Source organism: Bradyrhizobium sp. LVM 105 (assembly GCF_003957705.1).
Lineage (GTDB): Bacteria > Pseudomonadota > Alphaproteobacteria > Rhizobiales > Xanthobacteraceae > Bradyrhizobium > Bradyrhizobium frederickii.
In genome coordinates, this window is sequence record NZ_QZMV01000007.1 from 122174 (window position 1) to 147762 (window position 25589).

General features: G+C 65.2%; 25 protein-coding genes. 11 read left to right on the plus strand and 14 right to left on the minus strand.

Annotated elements, in window-relative coordinates:
• Positions 1-99: 99 nt before the first annotated feature.
• The 3 genes from D6B98_RS20945 to D6B98_RS20955 form a co-directional block, all read right to left on the minus strand.
• On the minus strand, positions 100-978 hold the full coding sequence (locus D6B98_RS20945; RefSeq protein ID WP_126258820.1) for a formylglycine-generating enzyme family protein: 879 nt from the start codon (positions 976-978) through the stop codon (positions 100-102).
• 52 nt (positions 979-1030) lie between these two features.
• Positions 1031-2128 carry a copper-containing nitrite reductase gene (gene nirK, locus D6B98_RS20950; RefSeq protein WP_164718749.1) on the minus strand — a complete coding sequence of 366 codons (1098 nt, stop codon included), beginning with the start codon at positions 2126-2128 and terminating at the stop codon, positions 1031-1033.
• A 283-nt stretch (positions 2129-2411) separates the two neighbouring features.
• Positions 2412-2603, minus strand: a complete 192-nt coding sequence (locus D6B98_RS20955; RefSeq protein WP_126258822.1) for a hypothetical protein — start codon at positions 2601-2603, stop codon at positions 2412-2414.
• A 165-nt stretch (positions 2604-2768) separates the two neighbouring features.
• Here D6B98_RS20955 and hemN point away from each other — a divergent pair, with 165 nt between their 5' ends.
• Together hemN and D6B98_RS20965 are read left to right on the plus strand one after the other, a co-directional pair.
• Positions 2769-4121, plus strand: coding sequence for an oxygen-independent coproporphyrinogen III oxidase (gene hemN / locus D6B98_RS20960; RefSeq protein WP_126258823.1), 1353 nt, complete (start codon positions 2769-2771; stop codon positions 4119-4121).
• A gap of 192 nt (positions 4122-4313) precedes the next feature.
• Entirely contained in the window at positions 4314-4511 is a 198-nt protein-coding gene (locus D6B98_RS20965) for a DUF1858 domain-containing protein (protein WP_126258824.1), read from the plus strand.
• Positions 4512-4621: 110 nt separating this feature from the next.
• Here the strand turns inward: D6B98_RS20965 and D6B98_RS20970 are convergent, their stop codons facing one another.
• Positions 4622-5332 carry a Crp/Fnr family transcriptional regulator gene (locus D6B98_RS20970; RefSeq protein ID WP_126258825.1) on the minus strand — a complete coding sequence of 237 codons (711 nt, stop codon included), beginning with the start codon at positions 5330-5332 and terminating at the stop codon, positions 4622-4624.
• Between the two features lie 129 nt (positions 5333-5461).
• Here D6B98_RS20970 and D6B98_RS20975 point away from each other — a divergent pair, with 129 nt between their 5' ends.
• Positions 5462-6673: an NnrS family protein gene (locus D6B98_RS20975; protein WP_126258826.1), complete on the plus strand. Its 1212-nt coding sequence runs from the start codon at positions 5462-5464 to the stop codon at positions 6671-6673.
• A gap of 2 nt (positions 6674-6675) precedes the next feature.
• On the opposite strand, the gene D6B98_RS20980 is transcribed toward D6B98_RS20975, so the two are convergent.
• The gene (locus D6B98_RS20980) at positions 6676-7713 is read right to left on the minus strand and encodes an AraC family transcriptional regulator (RefSeq protein WP_126258827.1); all 1038 of its coding nucleotides are present in this window, start codon (positions 7711-7713) and stop codon (positions 6676-6678) included.
• Positions 7714-7918: 205 nt separating this feature from the next.
• Between D6B98_RS20980 and D6B98_RS20985 the strand changes: the two genes are divergently transcribed.
• Both D6B98_RS20985 and D6B98_RS20990 read left to right on the plus strand, forming a co-directional pair.
• Entirely contained in the window at positions 7919-8539 is a 621-nt protein-coding gene (locus D6B98_RS20985) for a response regulator transcription factor (RefSeq protein ID WP_126258828.1), read from the plus strand.
• A gap of 165 nt (positions 8540-8704) precedes the next feature.
• On the plus strand, positions 8705-10381 hold the full coding sequence (locus D6B98_RS20990) for a mucoidy inhibitor MuiA family protein (RefSeq protein ID WP_126258829.1): 1677 nt from the start codon (positions 8705-8707) through the stop codon (positions 10379-10381).
• Positions 10382-10539: 158 nt separating this feature from the next.
• Here D6B98_RS20990 and D6B98_RS21000 read toward each other — a convergent pair whose 3' ends face one another.
• From D6B98_RS21000 to D6B98_RS40900, 4 genes are read right to left on the minus strand one after another with little or no spacing between them, the layout of a single operon-like run.
• Positions 10540-11343: a heme ABC transporter ATP-binding protein gene (locus D6B98_RS21000; protein ID WP_126258831.1), complete on the minus strand. Its 804-nt coding sequence runs from the start codon at positions 11341-11343 to the stop codon at positions 10540-10542.
• Positions 11340-12431, minus strand: a complete 1092-nt coding sequence (locus D6B98_RS21005; protein WP_126258832.1) for a FecCD family ABC transporter permease — start codon at positions 12429-12431, stop codon at positions 11340-11342. Before D6B98_RS21005 ends, D6B98_RS21000 begins: the two co-directional genes overlap by 4 nt.
• A complete protein-coding gene (locus D6B98_RS21010) occupies positions 12428-13381 on the minus strand; it encodes a heme/hemin ABC transporter substrate-binding protein (protein WP_126258833.1) in 954 nt (317 codons plus the stop codon). Before D6B98_RS21010 ends, D6B98_RS21005 begins: the two co-directional genes overlap by 4 nt.
• Before the next feature lie 6 nt (positions 13382-13387).
• Positions 13388-13594, minus strand: coding sequence for a hemin uptake protein HemP (locus tag D6B98_RS40900; RefSeq protein ID WP_164718750.1), 207 nt, complete (start codon positions 13592-13594; stop codon positions 13388-13390).
• Positions 13595-13858: 264 nt separating this feature from the next.
• Between D6B98_RS40900 and D6B98_RS21020 the strand changes: the two genes are divergently transcribed.
• The 6 genes from D6B98_RS21020 to D6B98_RS21045 all read left to right on the plus strand — a co-directional run bounded on the left by D6B98_RS21020 (position 13859) and on the right by D6B98_RS21045 (position 19257).
• Positions 13859-16204, plus strand: coding sequence for a TonB-dependent hemoglobin/transferrin/lactoferrin family receptor (locus D6B98_RS21020; RefSeq protein WP_205680499.1), 2346 nt, complete (start codon positions 13859-13861; stop codon positions 16202-16204).
• A gap of 98 nt (positions 16205-16302) precedes the next feature.
• Positions 16303-16635, plus strand: a complete 333-nt coding sequence (gene hmuQ, locus D6B98_RS21025; protein WP_027573166.1) for a heme-degrading protein HmuQ — start codon at positions 16303-16305, stop codon at positions 16633-16635.
• 27 nt (positions 16636-16662) lie between these two features.
• Positions 16663-17172, plus strand: coding sequence for a heme utilization cystosolic carrier protein HutX (hutX, locus tag D6B98_RS21030; RefSeq protein ID WP_126258836.1), 510 nt, complete (start codon positions 16663-16665; stop codon positions 17170-17172).
• 27 nt (positions 17173-17199) lie between these two features.
• Entirely contained in the window at positions 17200-17976 is a 777-nt protein-coding gene (gene exbB / locus D6B98_RS21035; RefSeq protein WP_126258837.1) for a tonB-system energizer ExbB, read from the plus strand.
• A gap of 4 nt (positions 17977-17980) precedes the next feature.
• Positions 17981-18427 (plus strand): TonB system transport protein ExbD, encoded by a 447-nt coding sequence (gene exbD / locus D6B98_RS21040; protein ID WP_126258838.1) that lies wholly within the window; start codon positions 17981-17983, stop codon positions 18425-18427.
• The gene (locus tag D6B98_RS21045; RefSeq protein WP_126258839.1) at positions 18427-19257 is read left to right on the plus strand and encodes an energy transducer TonB; all 831 of its coding nucleotides are present in this window, start codon (positions 18427-18429) and stop codon (positions 19255-19257) included. Before exbD ends, D6B98_RS21045 begins: the two co-directional genes overlap by 1 nt.
• A 234-nt stretch (positions 19258-19491) precedes the next feature.
• Here the strand turns inward: D6B98_RS21045 and D6B98_RS21050 are convergent, their stop codons facing one another.
• From D6B98_RS21050 to D6B98_RS21070, 5 genes are all read right to left on the minus strand, one after another.
• Positions 19492-20847, minus strand: coding sequence for an esterase-like activity of phytase family protein (locus D6B98_RS21050; RefSeq protein ID WP_126258840.1), 1356 nt, complete (start codon positions 20845-20847; stop codon positions 19492-19494).
• Positions 20848-20932: 85 nt separating this feature from the next.
• Positions 20933-21832: a carbohydrate ABC transporter permease gene (locus D6B98_RS21055; RefSeq protein ID WP_126258841.1), complete on the minus strand. Its 900-nt coding sequence runs from the start codon at positions 21830-21832 to the stop codon at positions 20933-20935.
• Positions 21825-22781, minus strand: coding sequence for a carbohydrate ABC transporter permease (locus D6B98_RS21060; protein ID WP_126258842.1), 957 nt, complete (start codon positions 22779-22781; stop codon positions 21825-21827). The genes D6B98_RS21055 and D6B98_RS21060 overlap by 8 nt, the downstream gene beginning before the upstream one ends.
• A gap of 155 nt (positions 22782-22936) precedes the next feature.
• Entirely contained in the window at positions 22937-24277 is a 1341-nt protein-coding gene (locus D6B98_RS21065; RefSeq protein ID WP_126258843.1) for an ABC transporter substrate-binding protein, read from the minus strand.
• A gap of 85 nt (positions 24278-24362) precedes the next feature.
• Positions 24363-25406 carry a C-terminal binding protein gene (locus D6B98_RS21070; protein ID WP_126258844.1) on the minus strand — a complete coding sequence of 348 codons (1044 nt, stop codon included), beginning with the start codon at positions 25404-25406 and terminating at the stop codon, positions 24363-24365.
• Positions 25407-25589 lie beyond the last annotated feature (183 nt).

The window sequence follows — 25589 nt, forward strand, 5'->3', positions numbered from 1 at the left end:
CGCGAGGAGCACGACTTAGAGCGATTCCAATATTTATTGCTTTAGATCGATTCTAATCAACGGAGACGTTGACGGGAAAACGTATGCGCGCCGCTAAAATTATGATCTTGCCGCCCACACCTTGCTCCAGCGCGCCGATACGCTCGCCACCCAGGACGTCTCCTCGCGTACCAGGCGGAAGCCGAGATTGGCGGGCGGCACGCCCTGGGCGCAGCCGCCGGCGCGGGCGTCGCGGATGAAATCGGTGACATAGGCGCGGTGCGCGCCCTCGGCGACGCGCACGCCGCAGTTCACGGTCGGGCGGCCGGCATTGCCTGAAGCGTCGACGCGCGAGCGCACGAAGCAGGTCGACGTCCACTCCCAGACATTGCCGGCAAGATCTTCGATGCCGTGTTCGTTCGGGCCGAACTTGCCGAACGGATAGGTCTTGGTGTCGGAGAGGTCGCGTTCGGATTCGCGCTCATAGCGGCTGATCCAGCGCTTTGAAGGATCGTTCGCATCGACCGCGACACTGTCGTCCTTGAATCTGGAGCCGGCGGCAAAGGCCCATTCCTCATCGCTCGGCAGACGGTAATGGTGGCCCGTCTTGCGCGACAGCCAGCCCGCATAGGCCTCGGCGTCGTGCCAGTTCACCTGCACCGCAGGGCGATCGGGGGCGACCGCCACGTCGCGATCGAGGGCGCGGCAGGCGCCGTCCTGCACGCAAAGCTGATAGTCGGATGACGAGACCTGGTTTCGCATGATGTGCAGCGGCCGGTCGACGCGCATCGCGCGCAGCGGCGCTTCCGCCTGCTGCCCGCCGCGTGTGAAATCGCCGGCCTCGCGATAGGACAGGCTGCCCGGCGCGACCCTGACGATCGCAGGCTCCGTCGCCGTGCCGCGGACCGCCATGGTCGAAACCAGGGGTGCCATCGCGATCGGCCCTGCGAGCCCGGCGGCGCAGGCGAGTGCCAGTTTGAGCTTGAATGCGATCAGCATGGTCATTCCCCGAAGAAAGAAGGGGCCGGTGATAACCGGCCCCTTTTCGCGTTTAGTTGGTCTTGGGAGCCGGTATTTCGGCAGGTGCCTTCACCTGGGTCATCAGATCGTCGTTCCACTTGCCTTCGACCTTGAAGTGCGCGGTCGCGCCGAGATTGGCCGCCTCGATCAAATTGTGCGTGACATAGGCGTAGATGCCGGGCTGCTGGAATTTGTACAGCGCAGCTCCCGCCGAGCCGCCGCGGATGAACCAGGTCTCGAGCCCGACTTCAGGTGCATTGCCGAACTTGCCGGTCTCCCAGACATAGTCGCCATGGCCGCCGATCAGATGCGGACGGCTGTCGCGATTGGCCTGCGAATGCAGGATCAGCACGTTCTCCCCGACCTTGGCGGTGAGCGCGTTCTTGCCGGTGAGCGCGCCGACCTTGCCGTTGAAGACGACATGGGTGGGGATCAGCTTGTTCATCACCTCCTCGGTCTCGGTAAAGGCTTCGCCGGGCGATTCGTAGGACTTGAAATTGCCCTTCGCGTCGCGCGGCACGTACATGTCCTGCTCGCCGATATAGTAGACCTTGTCGTACTTCAGAGCGTGGCCCTTGCCGTCGTTCAGTCCGTCGCGCGGCAGCACCATCACGGCGCCGTTCATGCCGGAGACGACGTGCCAGGGGATCATCGGACCACCGGGTGCGCAGTGATAGACGAACACGCCGGTCTTGGTCGCCTTCCAGCGCAGCACGACCTGCTCGCCGGGGTTGATCAGCGTCAGTTCGCCGCCGCCGAGCGCGCCGGTCGCGGAATGGAAGTCGATGTTGTGCGGCATGGTGTTGGTCGCGGGATTGACCAGCGTCAGCTCGACGTAATCGCCCTCATGTACGACCATGAGCGGTCCCGGCATCGAACCGTTGAACGTCATTGCCTGGAAGGTGGTGCCCTTGTCGTCGATGACGACCTTCTTTTCCTCGACCGTCATTGTAAACTCGACGATCTTGGGGCCCTGGGTCGTGGCCTGCTCGTGCGCGTGCACGAAGGGCGGAGCGACCAGCTCGACCTTCTGACGCGGCAGCTTGAGATCGCTGGCGGCGAAAGCCGGGGTCGCCAGCATCAAAGCGGTCGCGGCGGCGCTGATCAATGCGGCTCTGCGGGTGAACATCGGAAGCATCCTTCATCTGAAAAGTTTTTGATGACGGAATGCAGTGTGCTCCGATCTCGGCGATGGTGTTTGCGCTGCAACAAGGTTTTGCCGGATTCAGCTACGCACCAGCGCCTAGGTGTCTCAACGGAGCAGGATCGGCGCGCCACATTAACCGCATCCGATGGCGTGATGCGGATGTCGCGGCCGAGCGACCAGCGGCCGCACGGCGGTACCGACATTTCTGACGCGCCACGGATCATTGCCGACGCGTTCGGCGGCTGCGGCCTTGGAGAAGACGCGACTAGAACAGCTCCGTGGCAAGCCAGACCGTTGCCCAGATCGCCAGCGACAGCACGGCGAGGACGGCGGCCAGAGCGCGCGCGGCGCCGGCCGGGGCCGGTACGACCGGGGTCGGGCGGAAGTCGTCGAAACGCGGGATATGGCCGCGGACGTCGAGCAGGGAAAGGATCAGTTCGAGTGCGAGAAGCCTCATGGCAACGCTCCGGATGGCCGCACGAATGTTTCTGATCATGGCCGGGAACCGGCTGCCGGGCTTTGCGCGAGCGCAAAGTCCCTTCGGCGCATCCGGGTTAATTGAACTCATTCCGTGATTTGCCGTGATGTCTGCACACGGCCGAAATTTACGAATGGGTAAGATATGAGAGCTGATCTGGCGGCAAGCTACGGCGAAGAGCGATTGCCACGCTACACGAGCTATCCGACCGCGCCCCATTTCTCGACGGCGGTCGGCCCGGACACCTACGCCCGTTGGCTGGCGGAACTGCCCGCGGGCGCCAGCGCGTCCCTCTATCTCCACGTGCCGTTCTGCCGCGAGATGTGCTGGTATTGCGGCTGTCATACCCAGATCGCCCGCCGTGACGAGCTCATCGCCGGCTATCAGCGGACGCTGCGCAGCGAGATCGCGCAGATCGCCGAAACCATCGGCCGCCGCATCAAGGTGGAGCACATCCATTTCGGCGGCGGTACGCCGACGATCATGGCGCCGGAGGCTTTCGTCGAGTTGATGGCGACGATGCGCCAGAAGTTCTTCGTGCTGCCCTCGGCCGAGATCGCGGTCGAGATCGATCCCCGCACCTTGACCGCCGACATGGTCGAGGCGATGCGGCTCTCCGGCGTCAACCGCGCGAGCCTTGGCGTGCAGAGCTTCGATCCCGTGGTGCAGCGGGCGATCAATCGCGTGCAGAGCTTCGAGCAGACGGCCTCCGTGGTCGACATGCTCAGGCGCGCCGGTGTCGCGGGAATCAATTTCGACCTGATCTACGGGTTGCCGCACCAGACCGTCGCATCGTGCCTGGATACGGTTCGGCGCAGCCTCACCCTCGCGCCCGACCGCCTCTCCGTGTTCGGCTACGCCCATGTGCCGCAGTTCAAGAAGCACCAGCGCATGCTCAACGAAGCCGTGCTGCCAGACGGCCTCGCGCGGCATGACCAGGCTTGCGCGATCGCCAATGCGCTGAAGGAGGCCGGTTACGTGCAGATCGGGCTCGATCATTTCGCCCGGCCGGGCGATGCCATGGCGGTGGCGTTCGAGGAGGGGACGGTGCGGCGCAATTTTCAGGGCTACACCACCGACAAGGGTGAGGTCCTACTCGGCTTCGGCGCCAGCGCGATCGGGCATTTGCCGCAGGGTTACGTCCAGAACGAGGTGCAGATCGGCGCCTATGCGCAGAGCGTCGCCGCCGGCCGTCCCGCTACCGCGAAGGGCTATCGGCTCACCGACGACGACCGGCTGCGCGCCGACATCATCGAACGCATCATGTGCGAGTTCAGCGCCGATCTCGGCGACATCTGCGCCCGCCATGGCGCCGAGGCCACGGCGATGTTGCGCTCGGCGGCGCGTTTGAGGCCGCTGATCTCCGACGGCGTCGTGAGGCTGGAGGGCAATCGCCTCGCAGTCGCAAAAGACTCGCGCTTCCTGGTCCGCAGCGTCGCTGCCGCGTTCGACGCGCATCTCAACCCGGCAAAGCAGCTGCACAGCCGGGCGGTGTAATTCGTCATTCCGGGGCGCGCGCAGCGCGAGCCCGGAATCCATTTCTGTACGTCATCCGACGCCCGATGGATTCCGGGTTCGCGCCAAACGGCGCGCCCCGGAATGACGAGCTGAGGGAACCGGCAACTACTTGCGCTCCAACAAAGAAAGCACCACCCCCGCCGTTATCGTCATCTCCGAACGGAGTTGTCCATGTCCTTTGGATCCGACGATCTGGTCGATGACATCATGCGTACGGCGCCGCACACCATCCGCGTGTTCCTTGCCTTCAGAATGGCCTGTGTCGGTTGCCCGATCGCAACCTTCCACACGGTGGATGATGCCTGCCGCGAGCATGGCATCGACCGCGAAAAATTCCTCGCCGCGCTGGTCGATCGCGTGCCGGCGTGAAACGGTCTGGAATTCGCGCGGGCGCGCGTGGATTCTTGGGTGAGGGGCGGCTTTCGCCGTAAGCGGAAGCCCCCACCCCTATCTTGGACGGAGGCGCCTTGGTGCAGCCGTCACGCTGCCCCGCTGTCTGCGCTCCGCTCCGCCAACACGACGATCCCGTGCGGATCGCGCAGGATGATGCGCTGACGGCCGCTTTCGACGAGGCCTTGGCTCTCCCAGCCGCTGAGGATGCGGCTGACGGTGTGCAGCGTGGTGCCGGTCATCTGCGCGATGTCCTGGCGGCTGATCGGGAAGTCGATCTCGATGCCGTAGTCGAGCTTCTTGCCGGACTGCTTGGCGAGGCGCAGCAGCGCATGCGCGACGCGCTGCTCGACCTGCTGGGTCGACATTTCCAGGATGCGGGTGTGGCTCTCCTGGAGGCGCGTGCCGACGGTCTGGAGCGTGTTGGCGGCAAGCGAGGGAAATCGCTCGACCAGCCGCGGCCAGGCCGAGGTCGGCCAGATCAGCACCACGCTGTCGTCGGCTGCGGTCGCGGTCGCCGGGTATCGCGCGGCGCCGATCGCCATGGCAAGCCCGAACGTTTCGCCGGGCGCGACGTAGCGCACCACGATCTGCTCGCCGGTCGGCGTGGTCTTGGCCGCGCGGACGTGGCCGTGCAGCAGCAGGAAAAAGGACTGCGCGTCCGCGCCCTGCTCGAAGATGGCACTGTTCTTGGGATATCGCGCCGAACGGGCCTCACGCAGGATCTCGTCCAGAGCTTCTGGCGTGAGCCCGGCAAACAGCGGCAAATGCGCAACCAGCGATGTGTCGACCTTGGCCATTCTGCCTCCTTGGCGTCGGGAGTGTGATGGCACCTGCAATCGTTCGATAGTTTGCGATAGCGCAAAACGGGACGATCGGTTGGCAGTATTTTTCCAGGCAACGGACTGAAGTTCATTGGAGTTGACCCTATGGCTGGCGCCCGATCCCGCAACTATGAGGGCTGGCCGCTGTTTGCGCACAGTTTTCGGCCTTTCTTCCTGCTCGCCGCGATCCAGGCCGGATTGTCGATCCTGGCCTGGCTGCCGATGTTCTATGGCGAATTGTCGGTGAGTTCCGCATTCGCGCCGCGCGACTGGCACGTCCACGAAATGCTCTACGGCTTCCTGCCGGCGGTGATCACCGGGTTCCTGTTCACGGCCATTCCGAACTGGACCGGCCGGCTGCCGATCCAGGGCACCTCGCTCGGGGCGCTGGTGATGGTCTGGCTTGCCGGGCGGGTCGCGGTGACGCTGTCGGCCGATACCGGTTGGGCGTTCGCGTTGGCCGTCGACGCCGCCTTCCTGGCGCTGGTCGTCGCCGCCGCGGCGCGGGAGATCATCGCAGGCGGCAACTGGCGCAACCTGCCGGTGGTGGGACTGGTGTCCGTTCTGCTCGCCGGCAACGTCGCTTTCCATCTCGAGGCGCATTACCAGGGCGCGGCCGATGTCAGCATCCGCGTCGGCACCGGTGTGGTCGTGCTGCTGATCGCGCTGATCGGCGGCCGCATCATTCCGAGCTTCACCCGCAACTGGCTGGTCAAGTTCAATCCCGGCCGTCTGCCGGTCCCGTTCGGGCGCTTCGACGGCGCAGTGATCGGATGCAGCGCGCTCGCGCTCATCTCCTGGATCGCGGCGCCGCTGAATGCCGTCACCGGCGTGCTGATGGCGCTGGTCGGCGGGCTGCATCTGGTGCGGCTTGCGCGCTGGGCCGGCGATCGCACTTTTCGCGAGCGACTGCTGGTGATCCTGCATGTCGGTTACGTGTTCGTGCCGTTCGGCTTCATCCTGCACGCCATTGCGGTGTTCGGAGCGCTGCCGGCGAGTGCAGGCATCCACGCCTGGATGACCGGCGCGGCGGGAACCATGACGCTCGCGGTGATGACCCGCGCGAGTCTCGGCCATACCGGACAGGCGTTGACGGCTTCGCCGGCGATCCAGGGAATCTATGCCGCGATCATCATCGCGGCACTGGCCCGGGTCGCGGCCGTGATGTTTCCCGCGCACAGCTATGTGTTGTTGCACATCGCCGCCTGCGGCTGGCTCGTCGCGTTCCTCGGATTTGCCGTCGCGTTCGGCCCGCTCCTTGCCGGCAGCCGGCGCCGCGCCCTCGCCATCATGGGTGTGCCGGCTCCGGCGCGCTGAACTCAAGCAGCGCTCGCCGAGGGCGCATCGGCCGGCGGTGCCGTTGGCCTCACGCCCTTGCGCCAGTCGGTGATGGTGCAGCCGAAGCGGCCGCGGAACCAGCGTGCCATGGCACTCTGCGCGGAGAAGCCAAGCTGCACCGCGATGTCGCCCAGCGGCCGCCCTGGGTCGTCGATCAGCTGAGTGACGAGATCGGCGCGTTGCGCATCCAGGATTGCCGAGAAGCTGGTGCCCGATGCGGCGAGGTGGCGGTGGATGGTGCGGCGGGTGCAGGCAAGATGCTCGGCGACGCGCTCGACGGTGCAGTCGCCGGTCGCGAGCAGGGTCCGCACGACCTCGTCGACCTTTCCTTCCCAACTTGCCGGCCGGGTCTCGATTGCCTCGATCCGCTTGCGCAGATAAGTCGCGATCAGGGGATGCGCGCCCGGGATCCGGCGCTCCATGTCGTGCGCCGACAGCAGGATCGCATCGCCCTCGGCGTTGAACGTCACGCGGCAGCCGAAGAAGTCGCGATAGCGCTTGCGGTCCTTCGGCGGCGGATAATGCAGATGCACTTCCTGCGGCCGCCAGTCATGGCCGAACAGCGATTGGATGATGCGGTGGACGCTGCCGAGCGCCATGTCGATCGACTGGTGCGGCGGGCTCGGCTGCCGGCCGCGCAGATGCAGCGTGACGGTCACGGTCTGCCTGCCGCGCGTCACATCCAGCCGCATGCCGTCATGATGGATATGGATGAAGCGCGAGAACGCTTCGATCGCTTCGCCCACGGTCGCCTGCTCGCGCACGATCAGGCCGACAGCGCCGAAATTGGTCAGGCCACCGCGCTCGGCGAGACGCAAGCCGAAATCTTCGGCGCCGGACGCCGCTGCCGACAATTCGAGCAGACGGCGCAGCCCGGCGACGGCAATGGGAGTGTCGGGCTGGTCGAGACAGGCCAGCGGCAGCCCGGCCTTGCGCATCATCTGTCTGGGATCGAGCCCCACCGACCGGGCAACTTCCGGGTAATAGCTCAAGCCTGCGCTGCGAACGAGGTCGGTCATGCGAACCGTTCCTGCCAGCCATTCCCGCAGATGTCCCGAAATGTAAAGTTTCTGTCTCGGTCCGTCAAATCCAGGAACCGGGCGGAACATACATAAGGGAAACCGAGGCACTGGCGTGAATGCCGTGCTCATGACGGCGCGGCGTGGCGATGGGGCCTGCTTTCCGTCTCGGACCATTTGACCAAGACATTGCTGGATCGGGTTTATGCCGGGAAACACGCTTTCCAAGGGTGAGGTATTCGTCATCGAGACTGACGCGGCCTCCCGCGAACAACTTTCAGCCGCGCTCCAACAGAGCGCCTATAACGTGATCTGCTTCGCTGACGGTGCGTCTCTGTTGTCCGAGGCAAAGGCGCGGATGCCGGCCTGCGTGCTGATGGAGCTGCCGCCCGATCGCTCCGGCCTCGACATGCTCAGGCGGCTGCGCCAGGAAAACTGCATGGCACCGGTGCTGGTGACCTCGGCGAACGGTAGCATCGCCATGGCGGTCGACGCCATCAAGAGCGGCGCAGCGGACTTCATCGAAAAGCCGTTCCGCACCCATGACATCGTCGGCCGGATCGATGCCGCCATCGATGAATTCGCGCAGCCCCGCACGAGCCGGCAGGGCTGGCTGCCCGGCTGCGAGCCGCTGACAGCGCGCGAAGCCGACGTGCTCGAGCACCTCGCCGCCGGCCTGACCAACAAGGAGATCGCCCGCCGCATGCATCTGAGTGCGCGGACGGTCGAAGGTTACCGCGCCGGCATCCTGAAGAAGGCCGGGGCCAAGAACGTGACCGATCTGCTCCGACGCATCTTCGGCCAGGGCTCGCCGACCCAGGCTTAAGACCCGCGGGATTGCCATACGTTCCGCAGCCTTGGTGCCGCCGCAGCGGTGCCCAACGGAAACCCCAATCGAACCGGTTCCTTCCCTGCCGCGTCCAATCATCTTGGCAAGGCATCTTTCGCGCGTCCGGCTGGTGACGCGTCGATATCGGCAGGGAGGAATTTCATGCGCATCACCGCAAAATGTCTGGCAACCACGAGCCTGGTCCTGGTGACCACGGTCCTCGCGGTGCCGTCATGGGCCGCCGAATTGGATGCCAATTCGGCGATCGACACCGTGACGGTCTATCCCGATGGCGCCACCGTCACCCGCATCATCGCGCTGGACCTCGCCTCCGGCGATTCGACACTGGTCGCCAGGGATTTTCCGCTCTCGCTCGATCCGTCCTCCCTTCGTGTCGAAGGCGAGGCGGGCGCCAAGCTCACCATCGGCACGATCGATGCCCGGCCGCCGCGGGCCACGCCGCCCGTCAACCTGTCCGAGCTCGACAAGCGCATCGAAGCGCTGAAGGATCAGCGCGCCGACCTGCAAGGTGCGATCGACTCGGCAAACGCAAGGCGCAGCTTTGCCCAGCGCTTTGCCGAAGCCTCGCCCGCCGGCCTCGGCGACAAGGGCGAGGCCCGGCCGATCACCGAATGGCGCGCGGCCTTTGCCGCGGTCGCCGAGGAGACCGCGACCGCCGACACGACGATCCGCGACGCCACGCGAAAGCAGCGTGAGATCGACCGCCAGATCGCGCAGCTCGAGGCCGAGCGCTCGGCCAAGCCGCCGAGCAAGCTGGAGGTGCGAATCGACGTCGCCTCGGCCGCCGCGACCAAGGCGACGCTGCGGGTGACTTACGCCGTGCGCAACGCACGCTGGGTGCCGCTCTACGACGCCCGGCTGGACACCGGCGCCAAGGATCGCAAGCCGCAGCTCGAACTCGTTCGTCGCGCCGAGATCACGCAGTCGACCGGCGAGGACTGGTCGAATGTCGCGCTCGGTGTCTCCACGGTGCGTATCGGGCGTGGCGGCAGTGCGCCGGAGCTCGGCTCGCTGGTGGCGCAATATCCGCAGCCGCCCAAGCCGCTGGCGCTCGGCACCGCCTCGGACCTGGCGCGGCCTGCGCCGACCGCCCGCCAGCGTTCGGCGCAGTTCGAGCCCATGTCCAAGGTCGCAGAGGCGACCGAGCGCGCCGACGAGCAGCAGGCGGTGGCCGAGATCGGCGGCTTCCAGGCGACGTTCAAGATTCCCGGCCGCGTCAGCCTCGGCGCCGCGGAAGGAGCCAAGAGCATGCGCATCGCGGCCATGACGGTGCCCGCCGAACTCGCCGTCCGTGCCGCGCCGGTGCTGGACCCGACCGCCTTCCTCGAAGCCAGCTTCAAGCAGACCGACGACACGGCCCTGCTGCCTGGCAAGGTCGCGATCTATCGCGACGGCGTCTTTGTCGGTCGCGGCAAGATCTCGGCGTCGGCCAAGGACGACATTGTCCGGCTCGGCTTCGGCGCCGACGATAAGGTCAGGATCGAGCGCGCCGTGCTCAAGCGCAATGAAGGTTCGGCCGGCCTGCTGGTCACGACGTCCAAGACCGACGAGCGTGCGTTCAAGACCACCATCCGCAACGGTCATGATTTCCCGCTTCGCGTTGCCATCGAGGATCAGTTGCCGGTCAGCGAGAGCGAGGACATCGTCGTCGAGATGCTGCCGTCGACCACGACGCCGACCGCGAGCAACATCCGCGACAAGCGCGGCGTGCTGGAATGGTCGTTCGACGCCAAGCCCGGCGAAGTCCGCGACATCAACTTCGCCTGGCGCATCCGCTGGCCGAAGGACAAGAGCATGGTGATCGTGCCGGCGGGGTAGGTTGCGCCTTCCACCTCGCCCCGCTTGCGGGGAGAGGTCGGATTGCATCGAAGATGCAATCCGGGTGAGGGGGACTCTCCGCGAGTCCAACTCTCACCGTCCCCGCGGAGGCTCCCCCTCACTCCAGCCCCCCGCAAGCGGGGCGAGGGAGGACACCTTCACCGCGGTGTCGGCGGCGCGCGCATCGACTGCGGCAGCACGTACGGCACGCCGTCGTCATCCCGATGAACCACGGCCTCGATCTCGAAAATGTCACGGATGATCTCGCGCGTGACGATGTCTGCGCGCGAGCCGTCTGCGGCAAGCTTGCCGCCAGCCAGCACGATCAGCCGGTCGGCAAAGCGGATGGCCAGGTTGAGGTCGTGCAGGATCGCGATCACCGCCGTGCCGCTGCCGGCGCGGCGGCGCGCCGCTTCGACGAGGTCGATCTGGTGACGCAGATCGAGGCTCGAGGTCGGCTCGTCCAGCAGCAGAAGCCCCGGGCCCTGCTCGGCTTCGCCGCAGGCGAGCTGCACCAGCACGCGGGCGAAATGGGCGCGCTGCTGCTCGCCGCCTGACAGGGTCGGCAATTGCCGTTCGCGGAAATGCGCAAGGCCGACCTCCTCGAGGGCGGCATCGACGAGCGGGCCCGCGTCACGCGCGCTGCGATCGTTCACGCCCATCCGCACGATCTCCGCGACGGTGAAGGGAAAGGAGACGCTGATGTGCTGGGACAGCATCGCGCGGCGGGCGGCGAGCTCGCGCGGCGTGAAGCTGCCGATGTCGCGCTGCTTCAGGCGCACCTCGCCTGCGCTCGGCCGCAGATCGCCGGAGAGCAGCCGCAGCAAGGTCGATTTGCCTGCGCCGTTCGGACCGATGACGGCGACCATCTCGCCGGCCGCAACCGTCAGGCCGACGCCATCGAGCAGCGTCGCGCGGCCGGCGCGCTTGCTGAGGGATCGCGCCTCGATCACGGCACTCATAGCGAGGCGAGCCCGCGCTGCCGCAGCAGGATGAAGAGGAAGACCGGCGCGCCGACCGCCGCGGTCAGGATGCCGATCGGCATCTCCGCCGGCGCAACGATCGTGCGCGCCAGGGTGTCGGCGCCGACCATCAGGATCGCGCCGAGCAGCACCGAGGCCGGCAGCAGCAGCCGATGCGCGGGTCCGATGACGAGGCGGAGCAGATGCGGCACGACGATGCCGACGAAGCCGATGACGCCGCTGATCGACACGGCGACGCCGGTCATGGCGGAGACCATGACGATCGAGATCCGCTTCAGACGCTCGACATCGACCCCGCCGTGAAAAGCGTCGGCCTCGCCGAGCACCAGGAGATCGAGGCCGCGCGCGATGAAGGTGCAGGCGCCGAGCCCGATGACGAGGATCGGTGCGAGCACGGCGGCTTTGGTCCAAGTCACGCCGCTTATCGAGCCCAGCATCCAGAACGTGATGTCGCGGAGCTGGCGATCGTCGGCGACGAAGACCAGAAGCCCGATGCCGGCATTGGCGATGGCGGTGATGGCGACGCCGGCGAGCAGGAAAATCGCGATCGAGGTGCGCCCCGAACGGCTCGAGATGCCGTAGAGGATTGCGGTCGTGGCCAAGGATCCCGCGAATGCAGCGAGCGGCAGCAGCTCGGCCTGAAGGAAGCGCAGCGTCTCGCCAAAGCGCGAATCGGTGAAGACGATCGCGCTTGCGGCTGCGAGCGCGCCGCCACTGGAGACGCCGACCAGCGCAGGATCGGCGAGCGGGTTACGAAACAGTCCTTGCATGATCGCGCCGGCCGCGGCGAGCAGGCCGCCGATCATCGCGGCCGCCGCGATCCGGGGGACGCGGATCGTCCATAGCACGAGCTGGTCGCGGGCGGTCATCGCCGTGCTTTCGCCTGACAGTCCGAGTGCGGCAGGCAGGCGGGAGAGGGGGATGCCGGCGGCGCCGAGCGTCAGCGCGACGATCGCGGTGACCGCGAGCACCGCGATCAGGAGCAGGATCGCTAATGATGCAGACGGCCGCCTCGCGCCGGCGTGTCGTTCCGGGCTGCGCGCTCCAGTCTCGACTGCCACGCTCATTGCCGGCAATTCGCCGCCGACAGCGCCGACGTGAATCCGTCGCCCCGTTCGGCCAACGCTGGATAGAGTCTTGTGGAAAGATCGCGGGCCGCTGCCGCCGTCCGGGGTCCGAAGCCGAGCAAATAGAGCCCGTCCATGGCGATGAAACTCTTGTTGGCTGCGACCGGCGTCAGCGCAAACCCGGGATGGGCATAGATCGCCTCGGCCTGGACCGGGTCCTTGCCGCGTTCGATCGACAGCGCGACGTCGGGTCTTGCCACCGCGATCGCCTCGTCGCCGATGATCTTGTAGCCGTCGAAATCGTCGATGGCATTGGCGGCGCCGGCGAGCTGGATGATCTCCTCGGCCGCAGTCTTGCGGCCGGCTACCAGCGCTCTCCCGTTCTGCAGCGACATCACGAACATCACGCGCACCGGCCTGGTCACCTTGGCACGCAGGGCGCGGAGCTGCGCAAAATCGGCGCTGACCGCGGCGCTCAGGCACGCGGCGCGCGCGTCGACGCCCATGGCGTGACCGACCAGCTTGATCTTCTCGATCAGGCCGGCCTCGGTGAAGGTGTCGGGCACCAGCACCAACGGCACTTTCGCGGTTTCCAGGATGTCCATGGTCTCGCGCGGACCCGAGCCCTGGATCGCCAGGATCAGGGTCGGATTGAGGCCCAGCACGCCCTCGGCGGAGATCTGGCGCATGTAGCCGACATTGGGTTTGTCCTGCAGCGCCGCCGCCGGATAAAGGCTGGTGGTGTCGACGCCGACCAGCCGGCTCTCGAGCCCGAGCGCATAGAGGATCTCGGTGATGGCGCCGCCGATCGAGACCGTGCGCGCGGAATCGGTCACGGCGATCTCGCGATTGCGCGCGTCATGTACGGTGATGCCGGCGGCGTGCGCGGCCGGCGTGAGCGCGATTCCGCTGGAGAGCAGGAGGCTGGCGATGGTGCGGCAAAATACCATTGCGGATTACTTCGTCAGGATCAGCTTGTTCTGCGAGGTCAGCCGAAGCCGATAGCTGTCTTCGCCATGCGCAATGATGATCTCGCGGGCGGCCGCGAACAGCTCGCGGCTGTCGATCTGGCCGCCCCGCATGGTCAGGGTTCTCGTTGTCGCAGAAGAGCTTCCTGCTGCCCCCGCCGCGTCGCCGTCGTTGTCTGCGGACGTTGCTGACATGTGAAGTGTGATGCGCCTTCGAAACCTTGGAGTGCTGCTTGTTTGTATAGGCGGCACCGAGCGCATTCCAACGGCTGCAATTTACAATCGATATAAACTGCAACCTGATGTCATTGACCGTCAGGGTGTTGCCACGTAACCAATTATGGCGGCGGGGAACTTGCCCGCGCGACCTGAGAAGTCAGCCAGCCAGCCGTTCGCGTTGCGAACGCACGCCAGCCAGAAGATTCCAAATTTTGAAGTGAAGTGCAGGCTGGGGCTGATATGGCTGACGGGGCTAGGTATTCGCGCGCCCTGATTTTGGGCGCGTCGGTGGTTTCATTTGCGGCAGTGATGACGGAGAGCGGTCTCGCGCAGACTGCATCGCCGCAGGCCGAAAACGCGTCCACGGAACGGCCGAAACAGGCCAAACGCAAGCCGTCAAAGCCGCAAGTCGCGCAGCAGGCAACGCCTGAAATCCTGAACGCTCGCGCCCAGGCCGGCAGCACGGCGCCGGTGCAGGTGCTGGACACCATTACGGTCGCTGCAACCAAGACCAAGGAGCGCGCGATCGATGCGCTCGCGCCGGTCAGCTCGATTTCGCTCGACCAGATCCAGGGGATCCAGCCGAACCGGCTGTCGGGCATCTTCTATGCGGTACCTGGCGTGTCGTTCCAGGAGCGCGGCGACGATCCCGCAACGGTCATCAACATCCGCGGCCTGCAGGATTTCGGCCGCGTCGCTGTCGTCGTCGATGGCGCCCGGCAGAACTACCAGCGCACCGGCCACAATGCCAACGGCTCCTTCTTCCTCGACCCTGAATTGATCGGCGGCGTCGATGTCGTACGCGGGCCGACCGCCAACATCTACGGCTCCGGCGCGATCGGCGGCCTGGTCTCGTTCCGCACCAAGGACATCAATGACGTGCTGCGTCCCGGCGAGCGCTGGGGCGTCGATCTCTCCGGCTCTTACGGGTCCAACAACAATCGCGGTCTCGGCTCGGTGTTCGGCGGCGTCCGCGCCACACCCGACGTCGATATCTTCGGCGGCGCGGTCTATCGCACGCAAGGCAACTACAAGGACGGCAACGGCACCGAGATCGGCAACACCGGCAATCAGGTCGAGAGCGGGTTGATGAAGCTCACCGTGCGTCCCGCGCTCGGTCACGAGGTCAAGTTCGGCGCCGTCTTCCAAGATTACCAATACGATATCGGCCAGTTCAATCGCGGTCCGACCACCACCCCAGCGCTGATTGCCCTGAATCGCGGCTCGTCGGTCTATGCGTCCGATACCAAGAACTACACCGGCACCGTGACCTGGAATTATTCGCTCCCGAGCGACAATCTGTTCGACTGGCACATGTCGGTCTATGGCAATCGCACCGATAACGACCAGACCAAGACCTACCATTACGGCACGATGCCGTCGGCCTATTGCAACGGCGGGTTCGGCAACAACGTCTCGGGCTGCGTCGGCGACCAGCGCGGCTATGTCCTCAATACCTACGGCATCGACGTCAACAACACCACGCGCTTCAACGTGGGCGATTGGCGCAACGCCGTCACCTGGGGTATCGACGCCTTCCAGGACGACGTGATCACGACCGACAGCCGCGGCAATTCCAACATCACGACGCCGAGCGGCATCCGCACCGTGTCGGGCGGTTTCCTTCAGCTGAAGCAGAACTACAGCACCTGGTTCGAGGCGGTGAGCGCGATCCGCTATGACCGCTATGACCTCGATTCCGGCAAGACGCATGCCGGCGGCGACCGCTTCTCGCCGAAGATCACCCTCGGCGTCACGCCGGTCCCGGGCTTCCAGCCCTATGTCAGCTATGCCGAAGGCTATCGCGCGCCGTCGATCACCGAGACGGTGATCTCGGGCGCGCACGCGACCGGCGGCGGGCCGGCTCTCTTCCCCTGTCCAGGCGGCACCGCCGGCCTGTTCTGCTTCCTGCCCAACGCGAACCTGCGTCCTGAGGTCGGCAGGAACAAGGAAGTCGGCATCAACCTGAAATACGACAACATCTTCAGCGCCAATGACTCATTCCGCGGCAAGATCAATCTGTTCCGCAACGATGTCAGCGACTACATCGACCTCGTCGCCTCGACGCCGGTGCCGACCGGGTTCGGCTCGTTCAGCCAGTACTATCAGTACCAGAACATCGCCAACGCCCGTATCCAGGGCTTCGAGGCGGAGACGATGTACGATGCCGGCAATTGGTTCATCGGCGTCGCCGGTCATTACATCCACGGCAAGAACGTCGCCACCAATATCGGGCTTGCAACCATCACCCCGCGCAAGGTCGTCACGACCGGCGGTGTCCGCCTGCTCGATCGCACCCTGATCCTGTCGGCGCAGTGGGCCTCATTCGGGGCCAACAACGACGTCCCCGCCGGCTATCTGCCTGCAACCGGCTACGAACTGGTCAACCTGTACCTGACCTACAATGCGACCAGGGACATCGTGTTCACGGCCTCGATCGACAATCTCCTGAACCAGTATTACCGGCCTTACGCCATTCCCGGCAGCTCGACCGACGGCACCACGCAGAACGACGTGCTGTGGTCGAGCCCGGGACCGGGCAGGGTCTACAAGGCCGGCATGAAGATCCACTTTGGAGGTGCGTAAGGGACGGCGCGTCGCAACACCACAAACATCCGTCGGGCCGCGCTGATGCTCCAGCGCGGCCTCGGTGCGTTTCGTTTTGATCAGAAGGAGAGACTTTCATGTTCATCGCTATGAATCGTTTCCAGGTGAAGAAGGGCGCGGAGACCGCGTTCGAGACCGTCTGGGCTACGCGCGAATCCTATCTCGGCAGCATGCCGGGCTTCGTCGAGTTTCATCTGTTGAAGGGACCGGAGGCCGAGGACCACACGCTCTATTCGTCGCACACCAGCTGGGTCGACAAGGCCGCGTTCGAGGCCTGGACGCGCTCCGAGGAATTCCGCCGCGCCCATGCCCGTGCCGACAACAGGACCGGCGAGAGCCTGTATCTCGGTCACCCCAAGTTCGAGGGCTTCGAGGTGATCCAGAGTGAGCGCAAGGCAGCGGCGGCCTGAGGCAGTGGCGCACCAGAGGAGCCGGACATGTTGAGCACGGGTCTCGCCGATCTCAGGGCCTATATGGCCGACAATCCCGGCGCGGTGATCGAGGACGTGGCGCGTGAGCGCAACGTCCCCCCGCGCGCGGTGGTCGAGGCGCTGCCGTCATCCATGGTGCGCATCGGTGGCGGCGAGCACTTTGCCGCCGTCATGCACGACATCGCGGCGTGGGGCGAGGTCACGCTGATCGTGCACACGGATGATGCGATCTTCGAATTCACCGGCGCCATTCCTGCCGGTGAGATCGGTCGCGGCTATTTCAACCTGATGCAGCCGAAGGGCCTGCACGGCCATCTCCGCCACGAGCGTTGCGCGGCAATTGCCTTCGTCGAGCGACCGTTCATGGGCAAGACCTCGGCCTTCGTCGCGTTCGTGAACGCCGACGGCGGCATCATGTTCAAGGTATTCGTCGGCCGCGACGAGACAAGGGCGCTGCGGGCGGATCAACTGGCGCGGTTCCGCCAGCTTGCGGACCGAATCGCACCAGCGCGCTAGTTCGCTTCAACCTGTCGGGAGACCGGGATGCAGAGCAATTTTGGGCTTCGGCACGTGATCCTAACCGTCGCGCTGGCGCTCGCGCCGACACCGGCCCTCGCGATCGACCAGGCCTTGTTGCCGCGCAACCTGTCGCCGTGGGGCATGTTCCTCGGCGCCGACGTGGTGGTGAAGACGGTGATGGTCGGGCTCGCCGTCGCCTCGCTGGTGACCTGGACGGTGTGGCTCGCCAAGATTATCGAGCTGCGCCGCAAGGGCGCGCTCGCGCTGCAGCGGACGCGCGCGCTCGAAGGCAATCTGACCCTGGCCGAGGCATCCGCACGTGCCGGTGACGCGAACGACGCCGTCGTCCAGCTGATCCAGTCCTGCGCCAGGGAGGCCGAGCTCTCCGGCGGCGTGCTCGACGACGGCCTTCAGGAACGTGTCGCGCTGCGGCTCGAACGGGTCGAGGCGGCGATGTCACGGCAGATCGCGCGCGGCACCGGCGTGCTCGCAACCATCGGTGCCGTCGCGCCCTTCGTCGGCCTGTTCGGCACGGTCTGGGGTATCATGAACTCCTTCATCGGCATTTCCGAGAGCCACACCACCAGCCTCGCAGTGGTCGCGCCTGGCATCGCGGAGGCGCTGCTCGCCACCGCGCTCGGCCTCGTCGCGGCGATCCCGGCGGTCGTGATCTACAATCATCTCGTCCGCGGCGTCGCCAATTACCGGGCCCTGCTCGGCGACGCCTCGGCTCAGCTCATGCTGCTGGTCAGCCGCCAACGCGACCAAAGGGAATTCCGGTTGACGCGGGCGGCGGAGTAGAGCCATGGCCGCGAAGCTCGGTACGCACTCCGGATCGCCGCGCAAGCGCGGCGACCTTGACGATCTCGACGTTACCCATGAAATCAACGTCACGCCGTTCATCGACGTGATGCTGGTGCTCCTCATCATCTTCATGGTGGCCGCTCCGCTTGCCACCGTCGACATCGGGGTCGATCTGCCGGCCACCGCGGCCGAGCCGGCGCCGCGGCCGGACAAGCCGGTCTTCGTCACCGTCAAGCCGGACCTGTCCGTTGCGGTCGGCGAAGATGTCGTCGCCCGCGAGGCGCTCAGCACCTCGCTCGATGCCGCCACCAAAGGCCGCAAGGACGAGCGCATCTATCTGCGCGCCGACAAGGCCGTCTCCTATGGCGACCTGATGGAGGTGATGAACGCCTTGCGCAATGCCGGCTATCTCAAGGTCGCGCTGGTCGGCCTCGACGGACGCAGCTGATGGCCGCCAACGCCTTTGCCCTGCACGAGCCGCTCGGCGAGCATGAAACGGCGCGCTGGAGCCTCTCGGCGGCAGCGATCGTGATGTTGCATGTGGCTGCCGCGCTGCTTGCGATGAATTGGCAGAGGTCGCAACCGGAGCAGGGCGTCAGCCTGCCGGCGATCATGGTCGATATGGCGCCGCTGACCTCGGCGCCGCAATCGACGCAGGATGACGTCGCACCGGGGCCGGTGATGCAGGAAGCCGACGCCTCGCCGCCGGAGCCAGTGCAGCAGCAGGCCGTCGAGGAGACCATCGCGCCGACGCCGCCGCAGGACAAGCCTGATGTCGTGGCCCCTCCGGAGCAGAAGTTGGAGCCGACGCCGGCCAGGCCGGAGCCTGTGAAGATCGTACCGCACGAAAAACCCGCACCCGCAAAGCCCAAGGTGGTTCGCCGCGAAGCCAGGAAGCCGTCGGAGGCGACGCCCGCGCCGCGCACCAGCGCAGCCCCGCGCGCCGAGCGCGAGGCGCCGATGGCGTCGGTCCAGAGCGCCGGCGCGCTGGCCTCCGTGATCGCATCCTACAATCAACGAGTCCGCGCCCATCTGATGCGCTTTCACTCCTATCCTGCCGGCGGCGGAGGCCAGCGCGGCGTCGCCAGGCTGAGCTTCACCGTCAGCCGCAGCGGGCAGGTCACGTCCAGCCGCCTTGCCGGCTCATCCGGCGTCGCTGCCTTCGACACCCAGGCCACGGCGATGGTCCGCCAGGCCTCGCCGTTTCCGCCGGTGCCGGACGAGATCAAGTCCGGCTCGATGAGCTTTACGATTCCGGTGGAGTTTACGGTGAGGTGAGGATGCTCGCTCACACCCATTCACGGTCTGACGTGTAAAGGGTGCGAGGGGTTGTCTCCGCGACCTCATTGAGAGTGTAGGACTGAAGTTCTGTCCCCGTCATTGCGAGCGCAGCGAAGCAATCCAGACTGTCTCCGCGGAAAGATCCTGGATTGCTTCGCTGCGCTCGCAATGACGGGGATGAGGCCCAACCCTCTCCCCGCAGGTGGGGAGAGGGAGAGGAGAGAACTCGTCCTACTTCGCCTTCAGGAAATCCGCGACTTCGAGCAGCATGAACTCGTTGTCGTCGGCTTTGTTGGGATCGCGGCTGGAGGAGAACGGCAGGTTGTTGTCGTTGCCGACGATGATGTGGCTGTCGTCGACGCGATCGACGTTCTCGATGGTGAAGAACGGGAAGGTGTAAACGCCGTCGTTGAGCGGCTTCCGCGCCTTCTTGTCGGGATCCTTGATCTTCATCAGGTCGATATAGCCGATCTTGCGCACGGGCTTGCCGACATTGGCGTCGGAGAGCTCGATCTTGTAGACGCGCTTGAACTTGGCGAGGTCGGGGAAGCAGTTCTCGCCGCGGGTGCCTTGCGGGCAGGCCTTGTCGGCGGTGCCTTCGCCGTTGTCGCGCTCGATGATGAGGCCGGAGGCCTGATCGATCATGTTGAAGTCGCCGATGGCGTTGCCGTTCTGCTCGAACACATACTGCCAGGAGCGACCGGTGAACTTCTCCGCGGCGACGTCGAATTCGAGAATGCGGGCGGCTTCCTTGCCGTCGACCTTCTCCCAGTCCTTCTTCTCGGCATCCCACAGCGGTCCCTCGAGCAGGCCATAGAGGAACTTGCCGTCTTTCGACGAGGCGAAGCCCTCATAGCCCTTGGAGCGGCGGAGGTTGACGTTGGTGTAGGTCGCGCCCGGCGCACCCGGCGTCGCGACGGCCCAATTGTCCGGCGAGCGCACCGGCTTGCCGTCGGCAACCGTGTCGAACACGCCGAGTATCTTGCCCGACTTGTCAGCCTTCAGGATATAGGGGCCGAACTCGTCGCCGATCCAGAAGGTGTCGCCGACGATCTGGAAGCCTTCGGTGTCGAAATCGGAGCCGGTGAGATAGCGCTTCTGGCTATCCTCATGCACGATGCGGAAGGGCACCTTCTTGTCGGGATCGTGCAGGAAGATGGTCTCCTGTCGCTCGATCTTGCCGCTGGCCCAATCCATCTTGTAACGATTCAGATACAGCATCGAGTCCGGCGAGTTGGCGCGCGCGCCCATGCCGTTGTCGGTGATGACCCAGAAGCTGCCGTCGGCCATGGTCTTGATGCCCGAATGCCCCTGGAGCGGCTGGCCCTTGAACGGCAGCGACACGCCGGTGGGACGCTCGTAGGACTTGCCCATCACGGTACCAAGCGCGTCGACCCGCTTGCCGGTGGTATATTTGCCAGGGGTCTTGAGATCGGCGGGGGCGTCAGCCGGCGCGTCGATGAACGACTCGGCCGGCATCACCACGTGGCCGGCGAGCTTGGCCGGGAATTCACCTTCGCTCTGCGCGAGCGCTGTGCTCGCGGTGAGAACGATCGTTGCGACGGTGCTGAGAAAAGTCGCGCGCATGTGCGTCTCCTGTTGGCGGACGCACGCCTTATGCGGACGGCACGTTGCAGTTTTGTGAAGCCGGGCCAAACGCCGCAGGCGCGATCTACTCCTTCACCGCGCCGGTCAGCGACGAGACGTAGTAATCCACGAACAGCGAGTAGAATACCGCAACCGGCAGCGAGCCGAGCAGCGATCCCGCCATCAGTGCGCCCCACTGATAGACGTCGCCGGTGACGAGCTCGGTCAGGATCGCGACGGGCACGGTCTTGTTGGCGCCGCTCTGGATGAAGGCGAGCGCATAGATGAACTCGTTCCAGGACAGCGTGAAGGAGAAGATGCCGGCCGAGATAAGCCCGGGCACCGCGAGCGGCAGCGTGATCCGGCGCAGGATCTGTAGCCGCGTCGCGCCATCGACCAGCGCGCATTCCTCGAGCTCGTAGGGGATCGATTTGAAATAGCCGATCAGGAGCCAGGTGCAGAACGGCACCAGGAAGGTCGGATAGACCAGGATCAGCGCAAGAGGACTGTCGAACAGGCCGAATTGCACCACGACGGTGGCGAGCGGAATGAACAGGATCGACGGCGGCACCAGATAAGCGAGATAGATCCCGAGCCCGACATAGGGGCTGCCGCGGAAGCGCAGTCGTTCGATGGCATAGGCGGCGAGCGTCGATGCGATCAAGGACAGCGTGGTCGAGCCGATCGCGACCAGCATCGTCGTCGTCAACCAGCGCGGATAGGCGGTGTCGAACAAAAGATGCTTGATGTGGGCGAGCGTCGGCGAGGAGATCCAGAACGGATTGTGCGCCTTGTAGTTCATCAGTTCCGCGTTCGGCTTGAACGAGGTGATCGCCATCCAGTAGAACGGGAACAGCAGGATCAGCACGAAGCAGCCGAGCGGCAAATAGATCATCATCAGCCGCCGCAGGCCGGAATCCCACGCCATGGTGTCGGGCGCGGCTTTGGCGTCAGCGACGCCGGTTTGCGCGACGGTATCAATCATTGTCCTCTCCCTGCTGCCATTTGCGGCGCGCCAGGCCGAAATAGGAGAACAGCGTCGCGAACACCAGGAACGGGATCATCGACACCGCGATCGCCGCACCTTCGCCGAGCTCGCCGCCGGCGATGCCGCGCTGGAAGGCCAGCGTCGCCAGCAGATGCGTCGAGTTGCCGGGCCCGCCGCGGGTGATGGCGTAGACCAGCTGGAAGTCGGTGAAGGTGAAGATGATCGAGAAGGTCATGACGATGGCGAGGATCGGCATCATCATCGGGAAGGTGATGTAGCGGAAGCGCTGCCAGGCGCTGGCCCCGTCGAGCATCGCGGCCTCGTAGAGCGAAGGCGAAATGGTCTGCAGCCCCGCCAGCAGCGAGATCGCGACGAAGGGAATGCCGCGCCAGATGTTGGCGGCGATCAGCGAGAAGCGGGCCGGCCAGGGCGAGCCGAGGAAGTCGATATTGCTCGACCGCCAGTGCAGCACGTCAACGAGCAGGTAGGAGATGATCGAGAATTGCGGATCGTAGATCCACCAGAACGCCAGCGCCGACAGCACCGTCGGCACGATCCATGGCAGCAGGATGATCGCGCGCAAGAGGCTCTTGAACGGAAAATGGTTGTTGAGCAGCAGCGCGAGCCAGAAGCCGAGTGCGAACTTCCCGAACGTCGCGATCCCCGTGTAGACCACGCTGTAGAACACGGCATTCCACCACAGCGGATCGGTGAGCAGATACTGGAAGTTTTCGAGGCCGACATAGTCACCGCGTCGGCCGATCGTGGTGTCGGTGAAGGCGAGCCAGATGCCGAGGCCGAGCGGATAGGTCAGGAACACCGTGAGCAGCCCGATCGCGGGGGCAAGGCACATCACGATCAGGAACGGCTTGTAGTCGAACAGCCGGACCAGCCAGTTCGGCTGCCGCTGCGCCAGGGCGGAGGAGGAAAGCGTCGTCACGGACATCAGGTCGTTGTCCCGTCTGTGTAAGTTACGCTACCGTCATTGCGAGGAGCTCGCGACGAAATTGCGTAGCAATTTTGCGCTGTAGCGACGAAGCAATCCAGGCTGTAGCCGCGGGGACGGACTGGATTGCTTCGCTTCGCGCGCAATGGCGGCCGCTACTTCTGCCGCCGAAAGTACCGCTTGCAGCGCTGTTCGGCTTCCGCGGCCGCGACCTCCGGGGTGGCCGCGCCGGTCGCAACCGCCGAGAACATCTGAATCAGCACGTAGTCGGCACTGACTGCACCCGTCGCCGTGGAGATCGGGCCCTTGTAGCCGTCATAATATGTGCTCTTCATCGTGTCCTTGAAGATCGAGACCTTGGGGTCGCCTTTCCAGACGGCTGCGTCGGCATAGGCGGCGAGCGGCTGCGACCAATAGCCGGAATTGGCATTGAGCCAGGGCTCGTACTGATCGTTCTCCAGCATGAATTGCAGGAAGGCCTTCGCCGCGTTGGGGTACTGGCTGTGCTTGAATACCATCGCGTTCAGCGTCAGGCCCGCCATCGGGGAGACCTTGGCCACGCCCTTCGGCAGCAGCTGATGCTCGCTGTCGTCGGCGATCGCCTTGGTCGCCGGATCGTTCTTCAGCGAGAAGTACAGCGAAACGCCATTGGCCGTCAGCGAGATCTCCTGCGAGGAATAGGCCCGATTGTTGCTGACGTCGTTCCATGACGTCGTGCCGGCGATGAAGGTCGGGTAGAGCTGCTTGACCCAGTTCAGCGCCGCAATGGTCTCCTTGCTGTTGATGACGACGTTGCCTTCCTCGTCGAGCAGGGCGCCGTTGTGTGACCATAGCGCCCAGTTTGCGAAGCCGTTGCCGTCGCCCTTGGCGTTGCCGAGCGCGAAGCCGGCCGGCTTGCCGGCCTTGTGCAGCTTCTGGCAAAGATCGACGATTCCAGCATGGTCCTCCGGTACCTTGTCGAAGCCGACCGACTGCAGGATCGACTTGCGGTAGATCAGGGGCCCCGCGGTGGCGCCGAACGGCAAGCCAATCCAGGCGTCGCTCTTGTTCTTCTTGCCGTAGCGCTGCGCCAGCGGCAGCCAGCCGCCATAGCGCTTGCCGAGATAGTCGGCGACGTCGGTCAGCTCGATCAGCTTGTCGATGTAGATGTGGGGGGCATCAGAGAAGCCGATGATGATGTCGGGGCCGGCGCCGGAATTCGACGTCACCGCGGTCTGCTGGTTGATGTCCTCCCAGCCGACGAAGTCGACCTTGACCTCGACGCCGGTCTCCTTGGTGAACTTCGCCGCATTGGCGCGGAACACATCCTCGTCGGCCTGGACGAAACGCACCGGGCGCAGCATGCGCAAGGATGCGCCCTTCTCGATCTCGCGCTTGGGTGCCGGAACGTCGGCAGCCTTGATAGTGGATGTTTGCGCTGCAGCACCAGTGGCGGCGAAGGTTGCAGCGGATAGGCCCAGCGCCAAGGCATCACGACGGGTGATGTCGTTCCTCATCAGTACCTCCCTATATGTTTTCCCTTCCCGGCGTTGACCGCCGGTGAAGGGTCGTTTCGGCCTCGGCGCGTTCTACGCCGCCCGCCTAGCTGTTCGGTCCCCGGTCCATGCTGACGGGCTGCCAGCGACGGAGCGCGGTGTTCTGCAGCACCGACGGATTGACACAGCTTACCGGCCACATGCCCTGCAGCACCAGTGACAATTCGTAGCCCACCCGGCGCTTGCGCGCCTCGTCAAACCGTGCCGAGGCCGAGGCGACGTGGGCGGTCAGGGTCACGTTCTCCATGCCGAGCAGGGGATTGTTGTGCGAGGGCGGTTCCTTCTCCAGCACGTCGAGCGCGGCGTGCGCGATCCAGCCCTCCTGCAGCGCCTTGATCAGGCTCTCCTCGTCCACCGTGGCGCCGCGCCCGGTGTTGATGAAGATCGAGCCTTTCTTCATCTGCCGGAAGTGCTTCTCGGTCAGCATGTGATGCACCTCGGGCCGTGCCGGAGCATGCATCGAGACGAAGTCGGATTGCGACAGCACCTCGTTCAACGTGGCGGGGATCACGCCGTGGTCGTACATCAGCGTTTCCTGGATGAAGGGATCGTAGGCCATCATGCGCAGGCCGAACGGTGCCGCGCGCCTCGCGACTGCACGCGCGACGCGCCCGAACGAGACGAAGCCGAGCGTCTGGCCCATCAGGCGCGGGATCTTGAGCAACGCCGGCCGGCCTTCGGCCCAGCGGCCGTCGCGCACCATGCGGTCCTGCTCGACCAGGCGGCGGAAGCCGGCTAGCAGCAGCATCATGGCGTGGTCGGCGACCTCCTCGATGAAGGTGTCGGGAATGTTGGTCACCGGGATTCCACGGGCGGTGGCGGCCTTGACGTCGACGCTGTCGACGCCGACCGAGCCGAGCGTGATGACCTTGCAATTGTCCAGCGCGTCGATGATCGACTTGGTGATGGGAATTCGCTTGGCATAGATCGCGTCGGCATTCTTCGCGGCGGCGATGAACCCGGCCTCGTCGGCGGGCGCCTCGACGATCTCGGCATCGATCGGATCGAGCGCCTCCCGCTCAAAGGAATAATCGCTGCCCGCGACGGTGAAGCTCGCACCCTTCGGCGTCACCACCCTGTATTTCGGCATGTCCTGCTCCCGATTTGGTTTCTTGTTGCGACCCGCCTTCGTGGCGAGCCTTTGCGTCTTTTACGCGAAATCGCAGCTTGCGCGTACAATTCCAGGTTGTTGAGGTGAGGTATGTTGCCAGTTTTCGACGTTCGGTCCGGGCTTCTACGGAGCTCCGTAAGTAACTTGCTAAGGGCTTCCCCC

Bases quoted from the DNA above. Each gene is read 5' to 3' on its own strand.
- D6B98_RS20945 (WP_126258820.1), bottom strand. From the start codon at position 978: ATGCTGATCGCATTCAAGCTCAAACTGGCACTCGCCTGCGCCGCCGGG.
- nirK (WP_164718749.1), bottom strand. From the start codon at position 2,128: ATGTTCACCCGCAGAGCCGCATTGATCAGCGCCGCCGCGACCGCTTTG.
- D6B98_RS20955 (WP_126258822.1), bottom strand. From the start codon at position 2,603: ATGAGGCTTCTCGCACTCGAACTGATCCTTTCCCTGCTCGACGTCCGC.
- hemN (WP_126258823.1), top strand. From the start codon at position 2,769: ATGAGAGCTGATCTGGCGGCAAGCTACGGCGAAGAGCGATTGCCACGC.
- D6B98_RS20965 (WP_126258824.1), top strand. From the start codon at position 4,314: ATGTCCTTTGGATCCGACGATCTGGTCGATGACATCATGCGTACGGCG.
- D6B98_RS20970 (WP_126258825.1), bottom strand. From the start codon at position 5,332: ATGGCCAAGGTCGACACATCGCTGGTTGCGCATTTGCCGCTGTTTGCC.
- D6B98_RS20975 (WP_126258826.1), top strand. From the start codon at position 5,462: ATGGCTGGCGCCCGATCCCGCAACTATGAGGGCTGGCCGCTGTTTGCG.
- D6B98_RS20980 (WP_126258827.1), bottom strand. From the start codon at position 7,713: ATGACCGACCTCGTTCGCAGCGCAGGCTTGAGCTATTACCCGGAAGTT.
- D6B98_RS20985 (WP_126258828.1), top strand. From the start codon at position 7,919: ATGCCGGGAAACACGCTTTCCAAGGGTGAGGTATTCGTCATCGAGACT.
- D6B98_RS20990 (WP_126258829.1), top strand. From the start codon at position 8,705: ATGCGCATCACCGCAAAATGTCTGGCAACCACGAGCCTGGTCCTGGTG.
- D6B98_RS21000 (WP_126258831.1), bottom strand. From the start codon at position 11,343: ATGAGTGCCGTGATCGAGGCGCGATCCCTCAGCAAGCGCGCCGGCCGC.
- D6B98_RS21005 (WP_126258832.1), bottom strand. From the start codon at position 12,431: ATGAGCGTGGCAGTCGAGACTGGAGCGCGCAGCCCGGAACGACACGCC.
- D6B98_RS21010 (WP_126258833.1), bottom strand. From the start codon at position 13,381: ATGGTATTTTGCCGCACCATCGCCAGCCTCCTGCTCTCCAGCGGAATC.
- D6B98_RS40900 (WP_164718750.1), bottom strand. From the start codon at position 13,594: ATGTCAGCAACGTCCGCAGACAACGACGGCGACGCGGCGGGGGCAGCA.
- D6B98_RS21020 (WP_205680499.1), top strand. From the start codon at position 13,859: ATGGCTGACGGGGCTAGGTATTCGCGCGCCCTGATTTTGGGCGCGTCG.
- hmuQ (WP_027573166.1), top strand. From the start codon at position 16,303: ATGTTCATCGCTATGAATCGTTTCCAGGTGAAGAAGGGCGCGGAGACC.
- hutX (WP_126258836.1), top strand. From the start codon at position 16,663: ATGTTGAGCACGGGTCTCGCCGATCTCAGGGCCTATATGGCCGACAAT.
- exbB (WP_126258837.1), top strand. From the start codon at position 17,200: ATGCAGAGCAATTTTGGGCTTCGGCACGTGATCCTAACCGTCGCGCTG.
- exbD (WP_126258838.1), top strand. From the start codon at position 17,981: ATGGCCGCGAAGCTCGGTACGCACTCCGGATCGCCGCGCAAGCGCGGC.
- D6B98_RS21045 (WP_126258839.1), top strand. From the start codon at position 18,427: ATGGCCGCCAACGCCTTTGCCCTGCACGAGCCGCTCGGCGAGCATGAA.
- D6B98_RS21050 (WP_126258840.1), bottom strand. From the start codon at position 20,847: ATGCGCGCGACTTTTCTCAGCACCGTCGCAACGATCGTTCTCACCGCG.
- D6B98_RS21055 (WP_126258841.1), bottom strand. From the start codon at position 21,832: ATGATTGATACCGTCGCGCAAACCGGCGTCGCTGACGCCAAAGCCGCG.
- D6B98_RS21060 (WP_126258842.1), bottom strand. From the start codon at position 22,781: ATGTCCGTGACGACGCTTTCCTCCTCCGCCCTGGCGCAGCGGCAGCCG.
- D6B98_RS21065 (WP_126258843.1), bottom strand. From the start codon at position 24,277: ATGAGGAACGACATCACCCGTCGTGATGCCTTGGCGCTGGGCCTATCC.
- D6B98_RS21070 (WP_126258844.1), bottom strand. From the start codon at position 25,406: ATGCCGAAATACAGGGTGGTGACGCCGAAGGGTGCGAGCTTCACCGTC.